The following is an 18797-nucleotide window of genomic DNA, read 5'->3' as shown; positions in this document are numbered from 1 at the left end:
TGGCGTCCGGTTCGCTGGGTCGCAAACACCGCTCTACCTCTTCGGCGCCGGTTCCACCGAGAGTGCCAGCGCCTGCGTGTAGACGGCGTGGATCTGGTCTCCCACCTTGATCAGCTTGAGCTGCTCGGGATCGCGCACCTTCAGGTCGACCACGTGCTCGGGCCCACGCAGCTTGACCATCTGAGTCTTGGTGTTGACGGCAATCACGTCGGCCGTCACCTCCACCTGCTGCGCCGCGGCGCCGCCCGGCCGAGTGCCGGCCTCGGCGCGTGCGCCATCGGCGGTGTCGATCCGGCTGCGCATTTCCTTGCCGTTCTTCTTCAGTTCCAGGGACAAGGCCTGCAAGTAGCGCACGACCACGCGATCGCCCGCCTTCACCTGCGCCAGGTTGCGCACCTCAGGGCCGACGGCGGTCTTGAACACGTTGCCCTTCGGGCCCTTGAGCGTGACGACGCGCTGCTGCACATCGACGGCCTGGACGGTGGCTGTGACGCGCACTTCCTCTGCGAGGGTTGCCTTGCCCGGTGCAGACTGGGCAATCACGGCGCCGTCCGCAACTGGCTTGTCCTGGGCCATGACAGCCAGGGAAAGCGTGCTCAACAAGGTGGATGCCGCGAGGAGGTGTAGGGGTTTCATGTTGATTTTTGTGGATGAAGTGAAAGAGGAGATGGCTGAAAGGCGATCATCGGGGGAACATCAGCTGCGCCTGGAGTCTCAGCGACCACCGAGGTGCGTTGTCGGGTCGCTCGACGTTGTAGTAGGCGGAGGCTTGCAGGTTCACCGGCAGCTTGCCAAGGCGGACAATCTTGCCGACGCCCCCGCCCACTGGCACCGTCCACTTCTGGCCTCCGGCCGCCTCCCAGTTCGCGGTGATGAGCGGAGACGAGGTCAGGTACAAGCCTCCAGCAAAGTTGTAGTTCAGGAATGGCTGCAGTGTCAGCTGGTTGATCTTCGGATCGGTCGATGAGCTGCTCACCGACCAGATGTTGTTGATCAACGCGCCATAGACCCAGGGACTGCCCTTCTCGATCCGAAGCACGACCGCGGTCGGGCCCAGGCCCCAGCGATCGTTGCCGAGGCGATCGTTGGTGTGCGTCGGCAGCTGCGCCACGGCGCCGACGCCCCAGATCCATTCGCCGGAGTTCTTCGGCGACAGGAAGCCGTTGACCTGGATATCGCCGAGGCCGAAGGTCGAACCTTCGAAGGGGATAGAGGCCGGCTGCCAGATCAGCGGCATGATGGTCCGCGAGATCAGGTTCCAGTCTTCGTTGAGGCTGAAGGGCACGACCGGCTGGATGTTGAGCACGTTCTGCGTCCGCTCCTCCGGCCCCGTATCGAAGTTGGTGTTGAGCTGAAACGGCACACTGATCAGGCTGGCCAGCGGGTTCTGCGCCGCCTTGGCGAGTTCCTCGTTGCTGTGTTGCGCCTGGGCAGACGTTGACAGGAGGCCTGCGAACATGGCTTTGGCAAGCCAAATCCATTGACAGGGCAAGCGGTACTTGGTGCGGGATTGAGACATGTCTTTTGGCGCTATCGTGATGTATCGCGCAGGGCAGCGAATCGGCGCGCGAACGCCCCCGACCATTTGTTGAAGGCATCCTGCGCATAGCTCCAGCTGGTGAACGAGCTGACGTAGCCGTTCATCCATGCGACCGCTGCGGTCGTCGCACCCTTGTTCAGGTCGGCGGCGTACTTGAGTCCGATCTCGGTGTCCGCGCATTCGCCGACCACGTTGCCGGTGGCGCCGTCTCTGAACTGTGCCTCCAGCCCGGTCTGGCCCATGTAGGGGGTCGAACCCACAGGCCGTCCGGTCGCCGCGCCCGTGCCCATCTCGGCGATGAAGCCGTAGGGCACCGCCGTGCCGGCCAGGCTGGCAGCGGTGTTGGTGGGGATCAGCGAGGTCAGTGCAAATTTCAGGCGCAACACGCCCGGGCCGGGTTCATCGACGACACGGACGCCTGGCTGGAGGTTCCTGACCAAGGCCGCATGAAAGTAGTCGAGCAGCGCCTTCAGGTCCGTCGGATCCACGGGACGCTGCGTCGCGCTGGGCTCCAGATAGACCTGGATGCGCTCGATCATGACCTTGTCGTAGCTGCCCCACCGGACGTCCGGTTGCAGCCAGCACAGGAAGCCTTCCCCGCCGGGCGTGGGCTTCAACCGGCCCGGCTCCGTCAGAAATCCGACTTTGCTGATCTTGGTCTCGGCATTGTTCGACGCCACGATCCCGGTGCTGCTCGAGCCGGGCGTGGAGCAGCCCGCAAGGAGTGCGGCAGAAGCCATCGCGACGATGGCGAGATGAGGACGAGCTCGACTTCCCACGTTGGCCCCTTGTAGATTGGGCCAGAGCATAGGGGCGAACATGCACGCACGCGCCTTCCCTAAAGGGCAGTAGACGCCGCCCCGAGAAGCTCACACATTGCGCAGACCCTCCAGATGAGTGCGCCAATCCCTTCTCTATGTCGTTGTCGTTGTCGTTGATGGTGATGCGAGCCACTCCTGGGGCGGGCTTCGTGCATATGCAAAGCACACCTTCATCCGCCGGGAATAACCGGCTCGACAAAGGAGACCAATGAATCGCATCTTCCGCATCGTTTGGTCCAGGGCGCTGCGCGCCTGGGTGGTCGCATCCGAACTGGCAACGAGTCACGGGAGAAGCAGCCGGCGTGTCGAGCGCAGAGCAGGCCTTGGCAAGGCCGACCGCGGTGCCGGCGTGCAATCGGCATCGCGCTGGCGGCTGCGGCTGGGCGCATTGGCAGCGCTGCTGGCGATATATGCGCCGGCGCAGGCCGTGGACAGGTACTGGGATTCGAACAACACCGCAGTGGGTTCGGGCGGCGCCGGCATCTGGAACACGACCAGCGCGTTCTGGAGCCCGAACGGCGACGGCGTCAGCGGGCCCTACAGCGCCTGGAACAATGCCGCGCTGGACGATGCCTTCTTCGGCGGCACCGCCGGCACGGTGACATTGGGTGCGCCCATCACCGTGCACAACATGGTGTTCCTCACCAACGGCTACGTGCTGAACGGCGGCACGCTGACCCTGGGCGGAGTCGCGCCCACCATCACGACCAACCCAGGCGTGATCACCACCATCAATTCGGTCATCGCCGGCAGCGCAGGCCTCACCAAGGCCGGCACCGGCTGGCTGTTCCTGACGGGGGCCAATACCTTCAGCGGCAACATCAACGTCAATGGCGGCAGGCTGGACGTCAACGGCAACGCCGCCCTCGGCAACGTCGCCAATGTCGTCAACATGGCCAACGGCACCCGGCTGGATGTCGGCTCGACAGGCGGCGGCCTGGCAGGGCGGACGGTTTCGCTCACCGGAAGTGTCCAGATCTTCGGCAGCGGTGCCGGCAGCGGCTTCTTCACCGGCAGCGGCAGTGCCGGCTTTTTTGCCGTGGCGGTCAGCAACGACCTCAACAACTACACAGGCAGAACCACCTTCAATAGCGGGAGCGCTTCCAGCTTTACCTCCATTGCCGACCTGGGGATGGCCAGCTCTCTGGGGGCGCCCACCACCGTCGCAGATGGCACGATTACCGTCGGTGCTCCCAACCAGACCAACGCTGTTCTTCAGTACGTGGGCGATGGCGACAGCTCCAATCGCAACTGGCAGTTGAACCCCCCTGCCGGTCCGAGCGGTGAGGCGGTGTATCTCCAGAACTGGGGTACAGGCACCCTGACCCTCACGGGCAATATCGCGCTGGCTGGAGGTTCGGGCAATCGCGCTGAATTCGACGCGGTCACCGCCGACATGGAACTGCTGGGCGTGATCAGCAGCAACAACGGCCGCGATGCGTGGTTTGTTTCCAGTGCCGGGCGGACCATCCGCCTCGGTGACGCCAACACCTTCACTGGCCGCGGTGTGGTCCGGGGCGCGGGACAGGTGCAGGTCGGCACCATCGCCAACAGCGGCGTCGCCAGTTCGCTGGGGGCCGGCACCACCATCAACGTCAGTGCAGGCGGGACCTTGAGCTATACGGGCACCGGCGCCAGCAGTGACCGCAACTGGCAGATGGAGAACGGCACCCTCAACAACAACGGCAGCGGCGCGCTGACGCTGAGCGGCCCCATGGCCATCACCAATACCGCCACCCTCGGCGGCAGCTTTACCGGTGCCGACAATATCTTCACCGGTATCGTTTCCGGCAGCGGCAACCTGCGCAGTGGGGGCGATGCCACCTGGGTGCTCACCGGCGCCAACACCTACACCGGCAGCACCATCGTCAATGGCGGCGTGCTGCGCGCGGGTACATCCAGTGCCTTCGGCGCATCCACCGTCGCCCAGGTCAACGGCGGCACCCTGGACCTCAATGGTTTCAGTCGGACTTTCAGCACGCTGTCCGGCACCGGCGGCACCGTGAACCTGGGCAGCGCCACGCTGACCCTGGAAGCGCCGACCGGCACCACGGCAAGCTACGCCGGCAGCATCACCGGCAGCGGCGGCCTGACCAAGCTGGGCGCCAGCACCCAGACCCTGACCGGCGCCAACACCTACACCGGCGCCACGACCATCGGCGGCGGCACGCTCAACCTGAATTTCAGCCCCGCCGGCGGTCCGGCCAGCAACATCATCGCCAGCGCCTCCACGCTCAACATGAGCGGCGGTACGCTCAACGTGACCGGCGCGGCGGGCGAGAGCAACACCCAGACCTTCAACGGCCTGAACATCAGCGCCGGCAACAACACCATCGGCGCCAGTGCCGGCAGCGGCGGCAGCATGACGGTCAACCTGGGCGCGGTCACCCGCACCGGTGGGTTGATGAACTTCAATCTGCCGGCCAGCGGCAACATCACCACCACCAGCACCGCGCTGGGCGGCTGGGCCACGGTCAACGGCACCGACTACGCCAAGGTGGTGGGCGGCAACATCACGGCCTTCACCGCTGCCGATTACACCAACAAGGACAACGCGGCGAACTGGCTGGCCAACGAATTCATCACCGACGCGACCGGTTTCTTCGGCACGGTGAATGGCAGCGTGCAACTGGGCGGTCTGCGCTACACACGGCCGGTGTCCACCACCGTAACCGTGGCGCCCGGCGAGACCCTGGGCGTGGACGGCACCATCATCGTGGCGCCGTCCGTTCTGAACACCAGCCAGGTGATCACCGGCGGCATGCTGACCGGCGCCAATGGCGGCGACCTGGGCATCCAGCAGAACAGCACCGGCAACTTCACCATCGATTCCCAGATCGTCGACAACGGCAGCAGCATGGGCTTCGTCAAGGCCGGTACGGGCCTGGTCACCCTGACCAATTCCAACAACAGCTATACCGGCGCCACCCAGGTGGTGCAGGGCACGCTGTCGGTGAACACCATCAACAACGGGGGCGTGGCCAGCAGCATCGGCGCTTCCGCCGCCGATCCGTCCAACCTGTCGTTGGAGGGCGCCACGCTGAGCTACACCGGCGCTTCCACGACCAGCGACCGCGGCTTCACCTTCGCCAAGTCCGGCGGCATCCTGGGCAGCGGCATCGCGGTCACCAATGCGGGCACCAATCTCACCTTCACCGGTCTGGTCACAAGTCCGGACGATGCGAAGTTCACCAAGAGCGGCGCCGGCACGCTAACCCTGGCCAACGGTGCCAACGATTACGTGGGCGGCACCACCATCACTGGTGGCCTGTTGTCGGTGAGTACCCTGGCAAACGGCGGACAGACCAGCGGCATCGGCCAGTCCAGCAGCGCTTCCGCCAACCTGGTGCTCGACGGCGGTGGTCTGCAGTACACCGGTGCTACCACGACCACCAACCGCGGCTTTACCCTGGGCACCAACAGGGGCACCATCGATGTCACTGTTGCGGCCACCACCCTGACCGTCAGCGGCACCGCTGCGGGCAGCGGCGCGACCCGCTTGATCAAGGAGGGGGCCGGCACGTTGGTGCTGTCTGGTACTAACACGTACGTCGGCGGCAACACCGTCAATGGCGGCACCCTCCGGGCCGCCTCGACCCAGGCGTTTGGCACCCCCAGTACCGCTAACGTCATGACCCTGGCCAATGTGGCCGGCGTCACCCTGGACCTGAATAATTTCAACAACTTCGTCGGCCCGCTGGTTGGCGGCGGTGCCAACGGCGGCAATGTCACCCTTGGCTCGGCCACGCTGCGCATCGGTGGGGGCGGCGGCAACTATTCGGGCGTGATCAGCGGCACCGGCGGCGTCTGGCGCACTGACGGCGGTACCCAGACTTTCAACGGCTGCAACAACACCTACACCGGTGCCACTACCCTGCAGGGCGCCGTCCTGAGCGTCGACTGCCTGGCCAATGGCGGTACCGCCAGCGGCATTGGCGCGTCCGGCAGTGCGTCCACCAATCTCGTCTTCAGTAACGGCAACCTCAACTACACCGGCGGCACTGTCAGCATCGATCGCGGGTTCAGTCTTGCGGGCTATGGCGTCATCGATGTGCTCAGCGGCACCACGCTCGGCTTCAGCGGCCAGGTCGTCGGCGCAGGCGAGTTGTACAAGGACAATGCCGGCACGTTGCTGCTGTCCGGCATCAACTCGTACACCAGCAACACCCAAGTCAGAGGCGGCACGCTGCGCGCAGGGTCGAACACGGCCTTCGGCACCACCAACGCCTTCATCATGGCCAATACCGCTGGCGTATTGCTGGACCTGAACAGCTTCAATGCCAACGCGGGTGCCCTTATCGGTGGCGGCACCGCGGGCGGGAACATCGCGTTGGGCACGGGCACACTGACGATCAGGGATGGCTTTGGTCAGACGTACGCGGGTGCGATCAGCGGTACGGGCAACCTGATCAAGAACGGTGCCGGCACCCAGACGCTGTCCGGCTGCAATAGCAGCTATAGCGGGACGACCACGATCAACGCCGGCGTGCTGGCGGTCAATTGCCTGCCGAACGGTGGCGTCAACAGTTCGATCGGCGCTTCGACGTCCAATCCCGCCAACCTGGTGCTCAACGGCGGCACCCTGCGTTACGTCGGCGCGGGCGACAGCACCGACCGTCAGTTCACCCTCGGCACCAGCGGCGGCACGCTCGATGCGTCCGGCACCGGCATCATCGAGTTCGCTTCCACCGCGCCGGTGACCCTGGCGGGCGCCAACACGGCGCGCACGCTCACCCTGACCGGCACCAACACCGGCTACAACATCCTCGCCGCGCAACTGGACAACAACGGCGCGGGGATTACCTCGCTGACCAAGACCGGCACCGGCACCTGGCGCCTGACCAACGCCAGCAGCACCTACACCGGCGTCACCCGGATCAACGGCGGCGTGCTCAGCGTGGACCAACTGGCCAACGGCGGCCAGGCCAGCAGCATCGGCGCCTCGTCCAACGCGGCGGCCAACCTGGTGATCGGCAACGGCTCCACGCTGCGCTATACCGGCGCGGGCGACTCCACCGACCGCCAGTTCACCCTGGACAGCGGCGTCACCTTCATCGAGTCCTCCGGCAGCGGCGCACTGCAGTTCACCAATACCGGGGCGGTGACCCTGACCGGCACCAACACCGCGCGCACCATCGCCCTGGGCGGCACCAACACCGGCAACAACACCTTCGGCGGCACCATCGGCAACAACGGCACCGGCGCCACCACGCTGGCCAAGAACGACAGCGGTACCTGGATTCTCACCGGCAACAACACCTACACGGGCAACACCGTCATCAACGACGGCAACCTGGTGATCGGCAATGGCGGCACTACCGGCAATGCCGGCGCCGGCAACGTGATCGTCGACTCCGCGACCTCGACGCTGTCGCTGAACCGCAGCGATACCTTCACCTTCAACGGCACCCTGAGCGGCCCGGGCACCCTGGCGCAGATCGGCGCTGGCACCAGTGTGCTGACCTCGGCCAGCAACAGCATCGGCGCCACCACGATCAGCGCCGGCACGCTGCAGGTGAACGGGGCGATGCAGACACCGACCGTCGCCATGACCGGAACCTCGGCGCTGACCGTGAACGGCACGGTGCAGGCCGCTGGCGGCATCCCGGCCGCACTGAGCGGCGATGCCGGGAACCAGACCATCACAGTGGGCACCGGCGGCAACTTGCTCGCCGGCGGCGATCTGGGCGGCGGCAACGACACGGTGAATCTCACCGGCACCCTGAATACCGGCACCGGAGCCCTGGAACTGGGCGACGGCAACGACACGCTGGTCCTCAATGATGGTGCGGCGCTGCTGGGCGGCGGCGTGGATGTCGCCGCTTCGGGCGGCATCGATTCCCTGGTGGTCAACACCGTGCTGGGCCAGAGCCTGGACGGCGGCGACATAGGCGGCTTCGACATCCTGACCAAGCAGAACACCGGTACGCTGACCCTCACCGGTGCCTACGACTTCAGCGCCGGCACCACTATCGGCGGCGGCACCCTGAACGTCGACGGTCCCCTGGTCACGCCCACCGTCGCCATGGCCGACGGCACCACCCTGAACGTGAACGGCACCGTCGAGGATGCCGGCAGCACGCCTGCGACCTTGACCGGCAGCGCGGGCGCCAACACCATCACTGTCGGCGTCACCGGCACGCTGCGCGCGGACGGCGACCTCGGCGACGGCAACGACAGCGTGACCCTGGCGGGGCTCCTCAGCACCGGCGCCGGTACCCTGGCACTGGGCGCTGGCGATGACGTACTGACGCTGCAGGACGGATCGTTCATCGAGAGTGGTGACGGCGGTGTTGCCGCCGGCGCCGGCGGCAACGATCAATTGATCCTGGACAACGCCTCGGCCATGGTCTTCGACGGCGGCCAAACCGCCGGCTTCGAGACGCTGCTCAAGCAGAACAGCGGGACCGCCACCATGACCGGCAGCCAGGGTTTCAGCAACGGCACCACGATCGCGGGCGGCACGCTGGCTGTCGCTGGCGCGCTGCAGACGCCGACCATCGGCCTGGCCGACGCCACCGCACTGATCGTGGACGGCACGGTCGATGCCGGCGCCGGCACGGCGGCGGCGATCACCGGCAGCATCGGCGACAACACGGTGAGGGTGGGAGCGGGCGGCACGCTGCGGGCCAACGGCGACCTGGGCGCGGGCAGCGACGTGCTGGACGTGGCTGGCACCCTGGACACCGGCGCCGGCGTGTTCGCGCTGGGCGACGGCAACGACACGCTGACGATCCACGAGAACACCCGCATCGTGGGCACCGTGTCGGCCGGTGCCGGCATCGACACCTTCGACACCCATATCGACACCGTTGCCGACCTCGGCGCGGTGCAGGGCTTCGAGACGCTGAGCAAGACCGGTGCCGGCGTGCTGAACATCAACGGCCCGATGAGCTCGGACTTCACCACGGTCCAGGTGGCCCAAGGCATCCTGAACGTGACCGCGGCCGGCGATGTGGTTCCGGCGCCCGGCAGCACGCTGGCCACCATCGTGGCTAGCGGTGCGACGCTGAACGTGGACGGCAGCTACGGTTGCGGCACCGGCAACGACACGATGACCGTCGCAGGCACCGTATCGGGCAGCGGCACCATCGACCTGTGCGGCGGCGACGACACCCTGACCCTGCAGGACGGCGCGCTCCTGGGCAACGCCATCAGCGCAGGTCTGGGGACCGCGGATACGCTGGTGCTCGACAATGCCGGCGCGTTGGCCTTCGACGCCGGCAACACCACCAATTTCGAGTTGCTGCGCAAGGACAACGTCGGGACGGCCACCCTGAGCGGGAGCCAGAGCTTCAGCGGCGGCACCACGATCGCCGGTGGCGTTCTGGATGTGGACGGCACACTCGAAACACCCACCATCGACCTGGCCGACGGCACCGAACTGCATGTGGACGGCATCGTGCAGGCGGGCGGCCCGGCGGCAACGCTCATCACCGGCAGCACAGGCATCAATGCGGTGACCGTGGGCGTTGGCGGCACGCTGCGGGCCTCGGGCGACCTGGGCGCCGGTGCCGACGTGCTGGATGTGGCCGGCACCCTCGATACCGGTGGCGGCGTGTTCGCGCTGGGCGACGGCGACGACAACTTCGTGGTGCACGACGGCACCGTGGTGAACGGCACCATCGATGGCGGCGCGGGCCTGGACACGCGCACCTACGCCATCAACACCAGCGCCGACCTCGGCTCGCTGGTGAATTTCGAGGGCGTGACCAAGACTGGCGCCGGCGTGCTCAACATCACCGGCCCGGGCGCCACCGCGCTGCAGGATGTGCAGGTGCTCGAAGGCACGCTGGATGTTCACGCCGGCGCCAGCATCGTCGCCACCGCCGGCAGCGCGTTGAACGCCATCGTGGCCAGCGGCGCGACCCTGAACGTGGGTGGCGAGTTCGGCTGCGGCAGCGGGGCCGACAGGCTGGATGTGTCGGGCACCGTCAGCGGCAGCGGCACCGTCAATCTGTGCGGCGGCGACGACACCCTGGTGCTGAACGACGGCGCCAATCTGGCGGGGTTGGCCAACCCCATCGACGGCGACGCGGGCGCTGACCGGGTGGTACTCAACAACGCCGGCAGCCTCGTCCTCGATGCGGGCAGGCTCGCCAACTTCGAAGTGCTGCAGAAGGACAACACCGGCGAGGCGACCCTGGCCGGCGTTCACAGCTTCACCGGCGGCACCGTCCTCAACGGCGGCACCTTGACCGTGGACGGCACGCTTGAAACGCCTGCCGTTGCCATGGGCGACAACACCGTACTCAATGTCGACAACCAGCTGTCGGCCGCGGGTGGCACCGCGGCAGTCATCACCGGCAGCAGCGGCGCCAATACCGTCAACGTGCGGCAGGGCGGATTGCTGATCGCCAGTGGCGACCTGGGCGAGGGCGAAGACGTGCTGAACGTGGCCGGCACCCTGAACACGGGAGGCGGCGTCCTCGCTCTCGGTGGCGGCAGCGACACCTTTGCCATCGGCGACGGCACGGTGGTGCTGGGCACGGTGGATGGCGGCGCGGGCCTGGATGCCTTCAATCCCGACATCAACACCAGCGCCGACCTGGGTGCGCTGACCAACTTCGAGATCCTGAACAAGACCGGCAGCGGCGTGCTCAACGTCAACGGTCCCGCGCAGTCGGACTTCGTCGACGTGAATGTGCTGGCCGGTACCTTGAACATCGGCCCGGCTGGCGGGATCGGTGGGGTGCAGCACGCCACCGTGGCTGGCGGCGCCACGCTGAACCTGGATGGCAACCTGCTGTTCACGAGCGGCGACGACACCCTGACCGTGGCCGGCACCGTCACCGGCGGCGGCACGCTCGACATGGGCGCCGGCAACGACACGTTCACGATTCAGGACGGCGCGAATCTGACCGCATTGAGCACGCCGGTGCGTGGCGGTGCCGGCACCGATGTCTTCGTGGCTGACCTGGCCGGCAACGCCACCCTCGGCAGCGCCGTCGACTTCGAGACGCTGACCAAGACCAACGTCGGCACCTTGCACATCGCCGGCCCGGCGCCGTCGGCGTTCACCACCGTCAACGTCGACGGCGGCACCCTGGACATCGGCGCGGCCGGCAGCCTGGACGGCGTGCAGGACGCGAGCGTGGCCAGCGGCGCGCGCATGGTCGTGGACGGCTCGCTGCGCTTCACCCCCGGTGCGGACCGCTTCACCGTGGCAGGCAATGTCAGCGGTCTCGGCACGCTGGAGATGCTCGACGGCGACGATACGCTGACCCTGCAGGATGGTGCCGACCTGTCCGGCCTGTCGACGGCCATCGATGGCGGCACCGGCACCGACACCCTGGTCGCGGACATTGCCGGCAGCGCCACCCTGGGCGGCGCCGCCAATTTCGAAACCCTCCGCAAGACCAACGCCGGCACGCTGACCGTCGCGGGGCCGGCGCCCTCGGATTTCACCACCGTGAACGTCGACGGCGGCACGCTGGACATCGGCGCCGCCGGCAGTGTCGGCGGCGTGGTCACCACGACCGTGGCCGGTGGCGCGGCGCTGAACGTCGACGGCAACTACAGCGGCTCGAGCGGCAATGACACGATGACCATCGCGGGCGCGGTCCGCGGCGCCGGTGCCATCGCGCTCGGCGACGGCGACGACGTCGTCACGCTGCACGACGGCGCGGACCTGAGCGGCTTGCGCGGCAGCCTGGACGGCGGCGCGCACAGCGGCGGCGACACCGTGGTGCTCGACAACGCTGCGGCGTTGAGCTTCGGCGCCGGCACCGTCAGCAACTTCGAGTTCCTGACCAAGACCCATACCGGCACGGCGACGCTGGTCGGCACGCAGAGCTTCAGCGGCGGCACCGTGCTCAATGGCGGAACCTTGACCGTGGCCGGCACGCTTGAAACGCCGACCGTCGCCATGAGCGACAACACTGTCCTCAATGTTGACAATGTGCTGTCGGGCGGAGGTGGCGTTGCGGCAGTCATCACCGGCAGCAGCGGTGTCAATACCGTCAACGTGCGGGGCGGGCTGCTGGTCGCCCGCGGCGACCTGGGCGACGGCGCAGACCTGCTGGACGTCGGCAGCACCCTCGATACCGGCGGCGGCGTGTTTGCGCTGGGCGCCGGCGACGACAGCTTCGTGGTGCACGACGGCACCGTGGTCAATGGCACCGTCGACGGCGGTGCCGGCCTGGACACGCGCGTCTACGACATCAACCTGGCGGCCGATCTGGGCGCGCTGGTGAACTTCGAGGGCGTGACCAAGACCGGCACCGGCGTGCTCAACATCACCGGCCCCGGAGCGACCGCCCTTCAGGAAGTGCGCGTGCTCGGCGGCACCCTGAACATCGGCCCTGCCGGCAGCGTGGCGGCGATCGCCGGCAGCCCGCTCGACACGGTGGTGGCTGCCGGGGCGACCTTGCACGTCGACGGCAGCTACGGCTGCGGCGACGGCAACGACACGATGCGCGTGGCCGGCACCGTATCGGGTACCGGCACGATCGACATGTGCGGCGGCGAAGACGTGCTGACCTTGCAGGACGGCGCGGTGCTGGCCGCCACCATCAGCGGTGGCGGCCACGGCAGCGGCGACACGGTGGTGCTCGACACCGCCGGCGCCTTCAGCTTCGACGCGACCCGCACGACGAACTTCGAAATCCTGCGCAAGGAAAACATGGGCGAGGCGACGCTGACGGGCGCGCAGCAGTACACCGGCGGTACCGTTCTCAACGGCGGTACCTTGACCATCGCGGGGCAGCTGGGGACGCCGACCGTGACGATGGCCGACAACACGGTGCTGAACGTCGGCGGCGTGCTGCAATCGATTGGGGGCGCGGCCACAAGCATCACCGGCAGCGCCGGTACCAACACTGTGACGGTGGGCGAGGGCGGCACCCTTCGGGCGGCTGTCGACCTGGGTGACGGCGACGACAGCTTCAGCGCCAGGGGCGCGGTGGTGGGCACGCTCGCCTTTGGCGCCGGCAACGACACCGCGAGTTTCGTGGGCGGTGACATCACGGGCGTGGCCGGCCTGGACGGGGGCGACGGCGGCAACGACCGGCTCAGCTTCAGCGCGCTGAAGGTGGACGCCGATGCCATGTCCATTCCCGGCTGGGAGCGCGTGAACCTGCTGGACGGCGCCACCATGAGCCTGGGCCGCAAGCTTGGCCTGGGCGGCGGCGTATTGGCGATCGACGCGGCATCGCGCCTGCTCGCCAACGCCGGAGCGAGCATTGGCGGAAGCGTCGAGAACGCCGGCACGATCGTCACCGGAGCGAACCGCCTGGCGATCAGCGGCGGCTACACCGGACGCAACGGTGCGCTGCACGTGGCCGTGTCGCCGGGTCGCGGCACCAGCGGCGGCCTGGACATCGCGGGCGATGTCGTGGGGACCACGGCGGTGACTTTCGTCAGCGACGGCAGCGCGGCCGCGCAACTGCCAACCTCGATCCAGGTGATATCCAGTCCCAACGACGATGCCGCCACCGACGGCAGCTTCGTGGCCGCCGGTGCGAGCGATGGCACGCTGCGTTTTGCGGGCAGCGTGCATCCATGGACGCTGGGGAAGCAGGGCAACGGCTGGTACTTGAATTCCGCCGCCGACGTCCTGCTGCCGGAGATCGGTGCGTATGCCGCGCTGCCGAGCATCGCGTATGTGGGCATCCAGGACAGCAACCGGCTGTTGTTCCAGCGCATGGCCGGCATTCGCGGCGACACGCCTCGCTGCGGTGCGGATGAGACAGAGCCCCAGCGTGTCTACTCGAAGCTGACCGGCGAGTGCACTGGCTTCTGGATGGCAGCCACCTATAGCGACATGAAGATGGGCGCCAATCCCGGGTTTGGGTTCAGCGGCCAGAACCGGGGCCTGTACGCGGGTGTGGACCAGCTGCTGGAGGATCACGCGACGCGCACCTGGCGCGGTGGCGTGTTCGTGGGTTTCCAGGACGGCGACTATGGGACCAGCGGCGCCAATTCGACGGGACTGCAGGTTCCTGGCAAGGCCAAGGTGAGCATCAATGCGCCGACGTTTGGCGGATACGGCAGCATGACCTGGCGCAGCGGCACGTATGTCGACGTGACGGCGACGGGGCAGATGGCGACGAAGGCCAAGATCACGACGGCGGATGGCTACGAACAATCCATTCGCAGCGGCAGCATGGCCATGAACGCCCGCCTGGGCCATCGCTTCAAGCCCGGCGACGGCTGGACGGTGGAACCGCAACTGCAGTTGGGCGTCAGCTGGATGGCCGGCGATCATCTGCAGGATGCCAGCGGCAAACAGCTGACCATAGAGGACGCCGTGCTCCGTACGACGCGTGTGGCAGTACGCATGGAAAAGGTGTTCGAGGCGGCTGGCGGCGCACGGATCCGTCCGTGGGCGACGCTTGGACTGCAGGACACCCTGGGCGAGAAGCAAAGCAGCGTGTATGTCGGGGCGGCAGGGTCGGGTGCGGCGCCCCTGGGCTTTCCGAACCATGACCTGGGCCGGACGGCCACGCTGGACATCGGCGTGGAGGCCGAGTTGAACAAATCGGTCAACCTGTTTGTCGTGGGCTCGTATGACAAGAGTGTCGACGGCAGCAAATTCGAACAGCGTCAGGCGAATCTGGGCGTTCGCATCAAGTGGTGATGGAAATCAGCACCCCAGTCTGTGTCGCAGTCGCCGAAGAGGACGACTCCTTGGTCCCAATCAGTTCCGGAGAATTTGAATGAACCTCAACCTGAAAAGAATCACTCATCGGCTTGGCTATGCCTTGTTGGCGGCCTCGACGCTGCTGGGCACCGATCGCGTTGCACTGGCGCAAGAGACACCGGCGCCCACCGCGACAGCCGCGAAGGCGTTCAAGGACGAGCGCGCCCTCGGCTTGCTCAAGGCGATGAGTGACACGCTGGCCGGAGCGAAAACACTTGATTTCAAGATACGGGGCATCGTCCCGACGCCCTCTCCGACGGGGCAGTACGTCAGCCTGTTCGCTTCTTCGCGCGTGGTGATGCAGCGGCCCGACAAGCTGTTCGTGGCGGCGCGCGGAGATCTGTTCCCGAGCGACGTCGTTTACGACGGCAAGACCGTGACCGCCATCGGCGTGGACCGCAAGTTCTATGCGCAACGTGAGGCAGCGGGCGGCGCCGTCGAGTCACTCATGCAGAGCGAGCTGCCGGGGTCCGACGCCACGAGGCCGTTCCTGGATCTTCTCGTTGCGGACCCCTATGCGTTCTTGACGAAGGATCTTTACAGCGCGTTCTGGGTCGGTCGGTCGAGCGTCGGCGGCGTCAAGACGGACCACTTGGCGTTCACTGCCAAGGGGCTGGACTGGGAAGTCTGGATTGGCGCCAAGGACAAGCTACCGCGCTTGATGGTCATTTCCTACCGCGGCGGCGATCGTCAACCGACGTTCACCGTGGAGTTCTCTGATTGGAAGCTCGGCGCACCCGTTGCGTCGCAGACCTTCGTCGCGTCAATCCCCAAGGGTGCGGTGAAGCTCGAGTTCAAGCAGATGGACCCAGTCAAGTGATCACGCAAAGGGCAATGTGATGAAGCATATCAAGACACTCGTCTTCAGCGTCGCGATCGTGGCCGGCACGCTCGCTCCCTTGTCTGCCGCAAATGCGTGGGTCGCCGCTGCAGGAGGCTGGCGCGGCGGCGCCGTTGCGGTCGGCGGCGTGCACCACCCCTACTATCGTCCTGCCGGCTGCTACGGCTGCGGTGCTGCAGCGGGTGCGGTCGCCGGAATGGCGGTGGGCGCCGCGGTTGCGACAGCGGCGCGCCCTGCCACGGTCGTGGTCCAGCAGCCGTCGGCCATCGTCGTCCAGCAGCCCGCGTATGTGGTCGCCCCCAACATGCCGGTCGGCACCCAGCTGGCGAGCGTGCCCGATGGGGCGAGGGACATGGTCGTGAACGGCACCCACTACTACCAGGTTGGTCCAACTTGGTACAAGCCCTACTTCGGCTCCAGCGGGGTCTATTACGAAGTCGTGCCCGCACCCTAGGCCAGTCCGGCTTGGCTCCCTGAACAATCGACAAGGAAAAACCAAAAATCATGAAACAAGTACTGATTGGCTTGGTTGTCGCGGCCGCGATGGCCACGACTGCTTTCGCGCAGCCCTACAAGATGACCACACCCTTCGCGCCGGGCGTCGCCGTGCCGGACAAGATCGAGTCCTCGATCGGGACGCTGAACCTCGATTACGGCTACCCGTCTCCCGACACCGTCGACAAGATCTACGACAACCTGGACCGCTCGCGGGCGCTCCAGGCTTACCTGCTGGCGATTCCGATCGTCAATCAGGCCGGCATGCGCGAGTCGCTGCGCAAGTTCGGACCCGATAACCAGACCAACGTGATCTGGGAAAATCTGACTGATTCGAAGACTGTCGCACTGACCGCCAACGACAACACGATCTACAACTTCATGTGGGTCGACACGAGCAAGGGGCCGGTGGTGGCGGAGATTCCGCCCAAGGTGCTCGGGACGGTCGACGACTTCTGGTACAAGTGGGTGGGCGACATCGGCATCACCGGGGCCGACAAGGGCGAGGGCGGCAAGTACCTCCTGTTGCCGCCCGGATTCAAGGGCGCCATTCCACCCGGGTATCACGTTTTGCGGCCGAGCACCTTCGGCAGCTATCTGGTCTTTCGCTCTTTCCTCGTAGACGGCTCCACCCAACCCGCAGTCGATTCCGCCAAGAAGAATCTGCGCCTCTATCCCTTGGCCGAGGCTGCCAATCCGCCGCGGATGAAGTTCGTCAATGCCTCTGGGATTCCAGCGAACTTCGTCGCACCGGGCGACTACTCGTTCTGGAGCCTGTTGAATCAGGTCATCCAGGAAGAGCCGGCGGATGGCTCCGATCCCACCACCTTGGGCCTGTTCGCCTCGATCGGCATCGTCAAGGGCCAGCCCTTCAATCCCGATGCGCGGATGAAAAAGATCCTCACCGACGCCGCCAACATCGGCGCCGTGACGGCGCGGACGATCGCCTTCAAGATCCGCCCGAAGGATGCGTACTTCTTCCCGGACAGTGCGTGGCGCCTGCCGTTCCTAGGCGGCTACAAATTCGAGTCAGCACCCGGTGTCAGCAACCTGGACGGTGCGGTCTTCTTTTACTACTTTGCCATTGCCGTGACGCCGGCGATGGAGGAGAAGATGGTGGGCCGGGGCTCGCAATACCCCTGGTCGGTGCAGGATGCAAAGGGCAATCCCCTGGATGGCGGCAAGAATTACAAGCTGCGCCTGCCGCCCAACGTTCCGGTCAAGGATTTCTGGTCGGTCATCGTCTACGACAACCAGACCCGCTCGATGGTGCAAACCGACCAACTGGCCCCGAGCGTCAGCAGCCAGAGCAAGGGCGTCAAGACCAATGCGGATGGTTCGGTGGATGTCTACTTCGGACCGAAGGCCCCGGCGGGAATGGAGAACAACTGGGTGCAGACGATTCCGGGCAAGGGCTGGTTCACGCTGCTGCGCCTCTACGGTCCGCTGGAGCCGTGGTTCAACAAGACCTGGCGGCCGGGCGAGATCGAGCTGCAACCCTGATCGTCTTCGGCACGAAGCTGGCTCGTCGAAACCATGCATGCAGAGTGCCTTTTACATCGCGCACCCGGCGATCAACAATCGCTTCATGAAGCGCTTTTCGGGTCACCCTGGGACTGGACGTCCCATGGCCAGCCACGCATCTCGCCGCATTGAACGCAAGATTGCTTCGGTGCTCCTGGCCGTCGGCGCTGCGGTGTTGCTCGGCTGGCTGGTGGTGGAGCTCTACGTTGCGGCTGTGACCTTCGACTGATCGCGGATGAAGGGTGCGAAGGCGAAGACGGAGCCGGTCCGCGGCCGTCGCTGCTGCACCCAGCACCGCCTTTCCCAAGACCACCTGGCCAGGATCGCGCTCAGCGAGCCCCCGGGAGAGCATCGTGAAAGCACCCAGCCCTGTGCCGAAGCGCTGCACGAGCGGGGTACGGTACTGACGCCGAACAGCACGGCCGCCAGCAGCGCCAGGAGAGCGCAGCGCGGGAAGCTGGGTCAGGCGGTTGGGCATCGCCGCGTCACTTGAGCGCAAAGCGCAGGGTGATCGTCTTCTTGTCGGGGGTCGTCAACACGGCGACCACCTTGGCGCCCTTGTCCAGCTTCACCCCTTTGGCTTCGAGCTTGTTGCCGCCGGCGGGCTTGAGTTCCGCTTCGGATTTCTCGGCGCCGTTCAAAGCCGTCAGCTTGCCACGGGTACCGGCGGTGTCGAACGCGTCGTCGTGGTCGACCACGTAGATGGTGGCGCCGTCGCTGGTGGCCACCAGTTCGAAGGACAGGTCACTGGCGCTTTGCACCACGCCGCCGTGCATCGGCTTGGCGGCGCCGTGCGCGAACGCCTGCGTGGTGGCCAGGGTCGAGATGCTCGTCAGTACGGCTGCGACCAGATAGCTCAGGGACTTGCTCTTGATGTTCATGGAATCATTCCTTCTTTCGCATATAGCGCGCTTTGACAGGCGGCGCCGACAG

General features: G+C 66.3%; 9 protein-coding genes. 5 read left to right on the top strand and 4 right to left on the bottom strand.

Translation table 11 applies throughout. The features are described from left to right. Nucleotides 1-33 precede the first annotated feature (33 nt). Genes ACIPRI_RS03635 through ACIPRI_RS03625 form a run of 3 tightly spaced genes read right to left on the bottom strand, consistent with a single transcriptional unit; the run spans nucleotide 34 to nucleotide 2280 of the window. Complete coding sequence (locus tag ACIPRI_RS03635; protein WP_446588591.1) at nucleotides 34-636, bottom strand: hypothetical protein; 603 nt, start codon at nucleotides 634-636, stop codon at nucleotides 34-36. A 46-nt stretch (nucleotides 637-682) separates the two neighbouring features. Continuing rightward, complete coding sequence (locus tag ACIPRI_RS03630; RefSeq protein WP_446588589.1) at nucleotides 683-1519, bottom strand: transporter; 837 nt, start codon at nucleotides 1517-1519, stop codon at nucleotides 683-685. 11 nt (nucleotides 1520-1530) lie between these two features. After that, the gene (locus ACIPRI_RS03625) at nucleotides 1531-2280 is read right to left on the bottom strand and encodes a DUF3313 domain-containing protein (RefSeq protein WP_446588587.1); all 750 of its coding nucleotides are present in this window, start codon (nucleotides 2278-2280) and stop codon (nucleotides 1531-1533) included. 289 nt (nucleotides 2281-2569) lie between these two features. Between ACIPRI_RS03625 and ACIPRI_RS03620 the strand changes: the two genes are divergently transcribed. From ACIPRI_RS03620 to ACIPRI_RS03600, 5 genes are all read left to right on the top strand, one after another. Beyond that, entirely contained in the window at nucleotides 2570-14941 is a 12372-nt protein-coding gene (locus tag ACIPRI_RS03620) for an autotransporter-associated beta strand repeat-containing protein (protein ID WP_446588585.1), read from the top strand. 79 nt (nucleotides 14942-15020) lie between these two features. After that, entirely contained in the window at nucleotides 15021-15824 is an 804-nt protein-coding gene (locus tag ACIPRI_RS03615) for a DUF2092 domain-containing protein (RefSeq protein WP_446588583.1), read from the top strand. A gap of 19 nt (nucleotides 15825-15843) precedes the next feature. Next, nucleotides 15844-16299 (top strand): hypothetical protein, encoded by a 456-nt coding sequence (locus tag ACIPRI_RS03610; protein ID WP_446588581.1) that lies wholly within the window; start codon nucleotides 15844-15846, stop codon nucleotides 16297-16299. Nucleotides 16300-16349: 50 nt separating this feature from the next. Continuing rightward, complete coding sequence (locus ACIPRI_RS03605) at nucleotides 16350-17843, top strand: DUF1254 domain-containing protein (protein WP_446588579.1); 1494 nt, start codon at nucleotides 16350-16352, stop codon at nucleotides 17841-17843. A gap of 124 nt (nucleotides 17844-17967) precedes the next feature. Continuing rightward, nucleotides 17968-18093, top strand: a complete 126-nt coding sequence (locus ACIPRI_RS03600) for a hypothetical protein (RefSeq protein WP_446620391.1) — start codon at nucleotides 17968-17970, stop codon at nucleotides 18091-18093. A gap of 256 nt (nucleotides 18094-18349) precedes the next feature. Here the strand turns inward: ACIPRI_RS03600 and ACIPRI_RS03595 are convergent, their stop codons facing one another. Further along, the gene (locus tag ACIPRI_RS03595) at nucleotides 18350-18745 is read right to left on the bottom strand and encodes a hypothetical protein (protein ID WP_446588577.1); all 396 of its coding nucleotides are present in this window, start codon (nucleotides 18743-18745) and stop codon (nucleotides 18350-18352) included. Nucleotides 18746-18797: the final 52 nt, after the last annotated feature.

Source organism: Variovorax sp. LARHSF232 (assembly GCF_052871435.1).
Note: the sequence above shows the minus strand (reverse complement) of the source record. Positions and strands in the feature narration are given on the sequence as shown.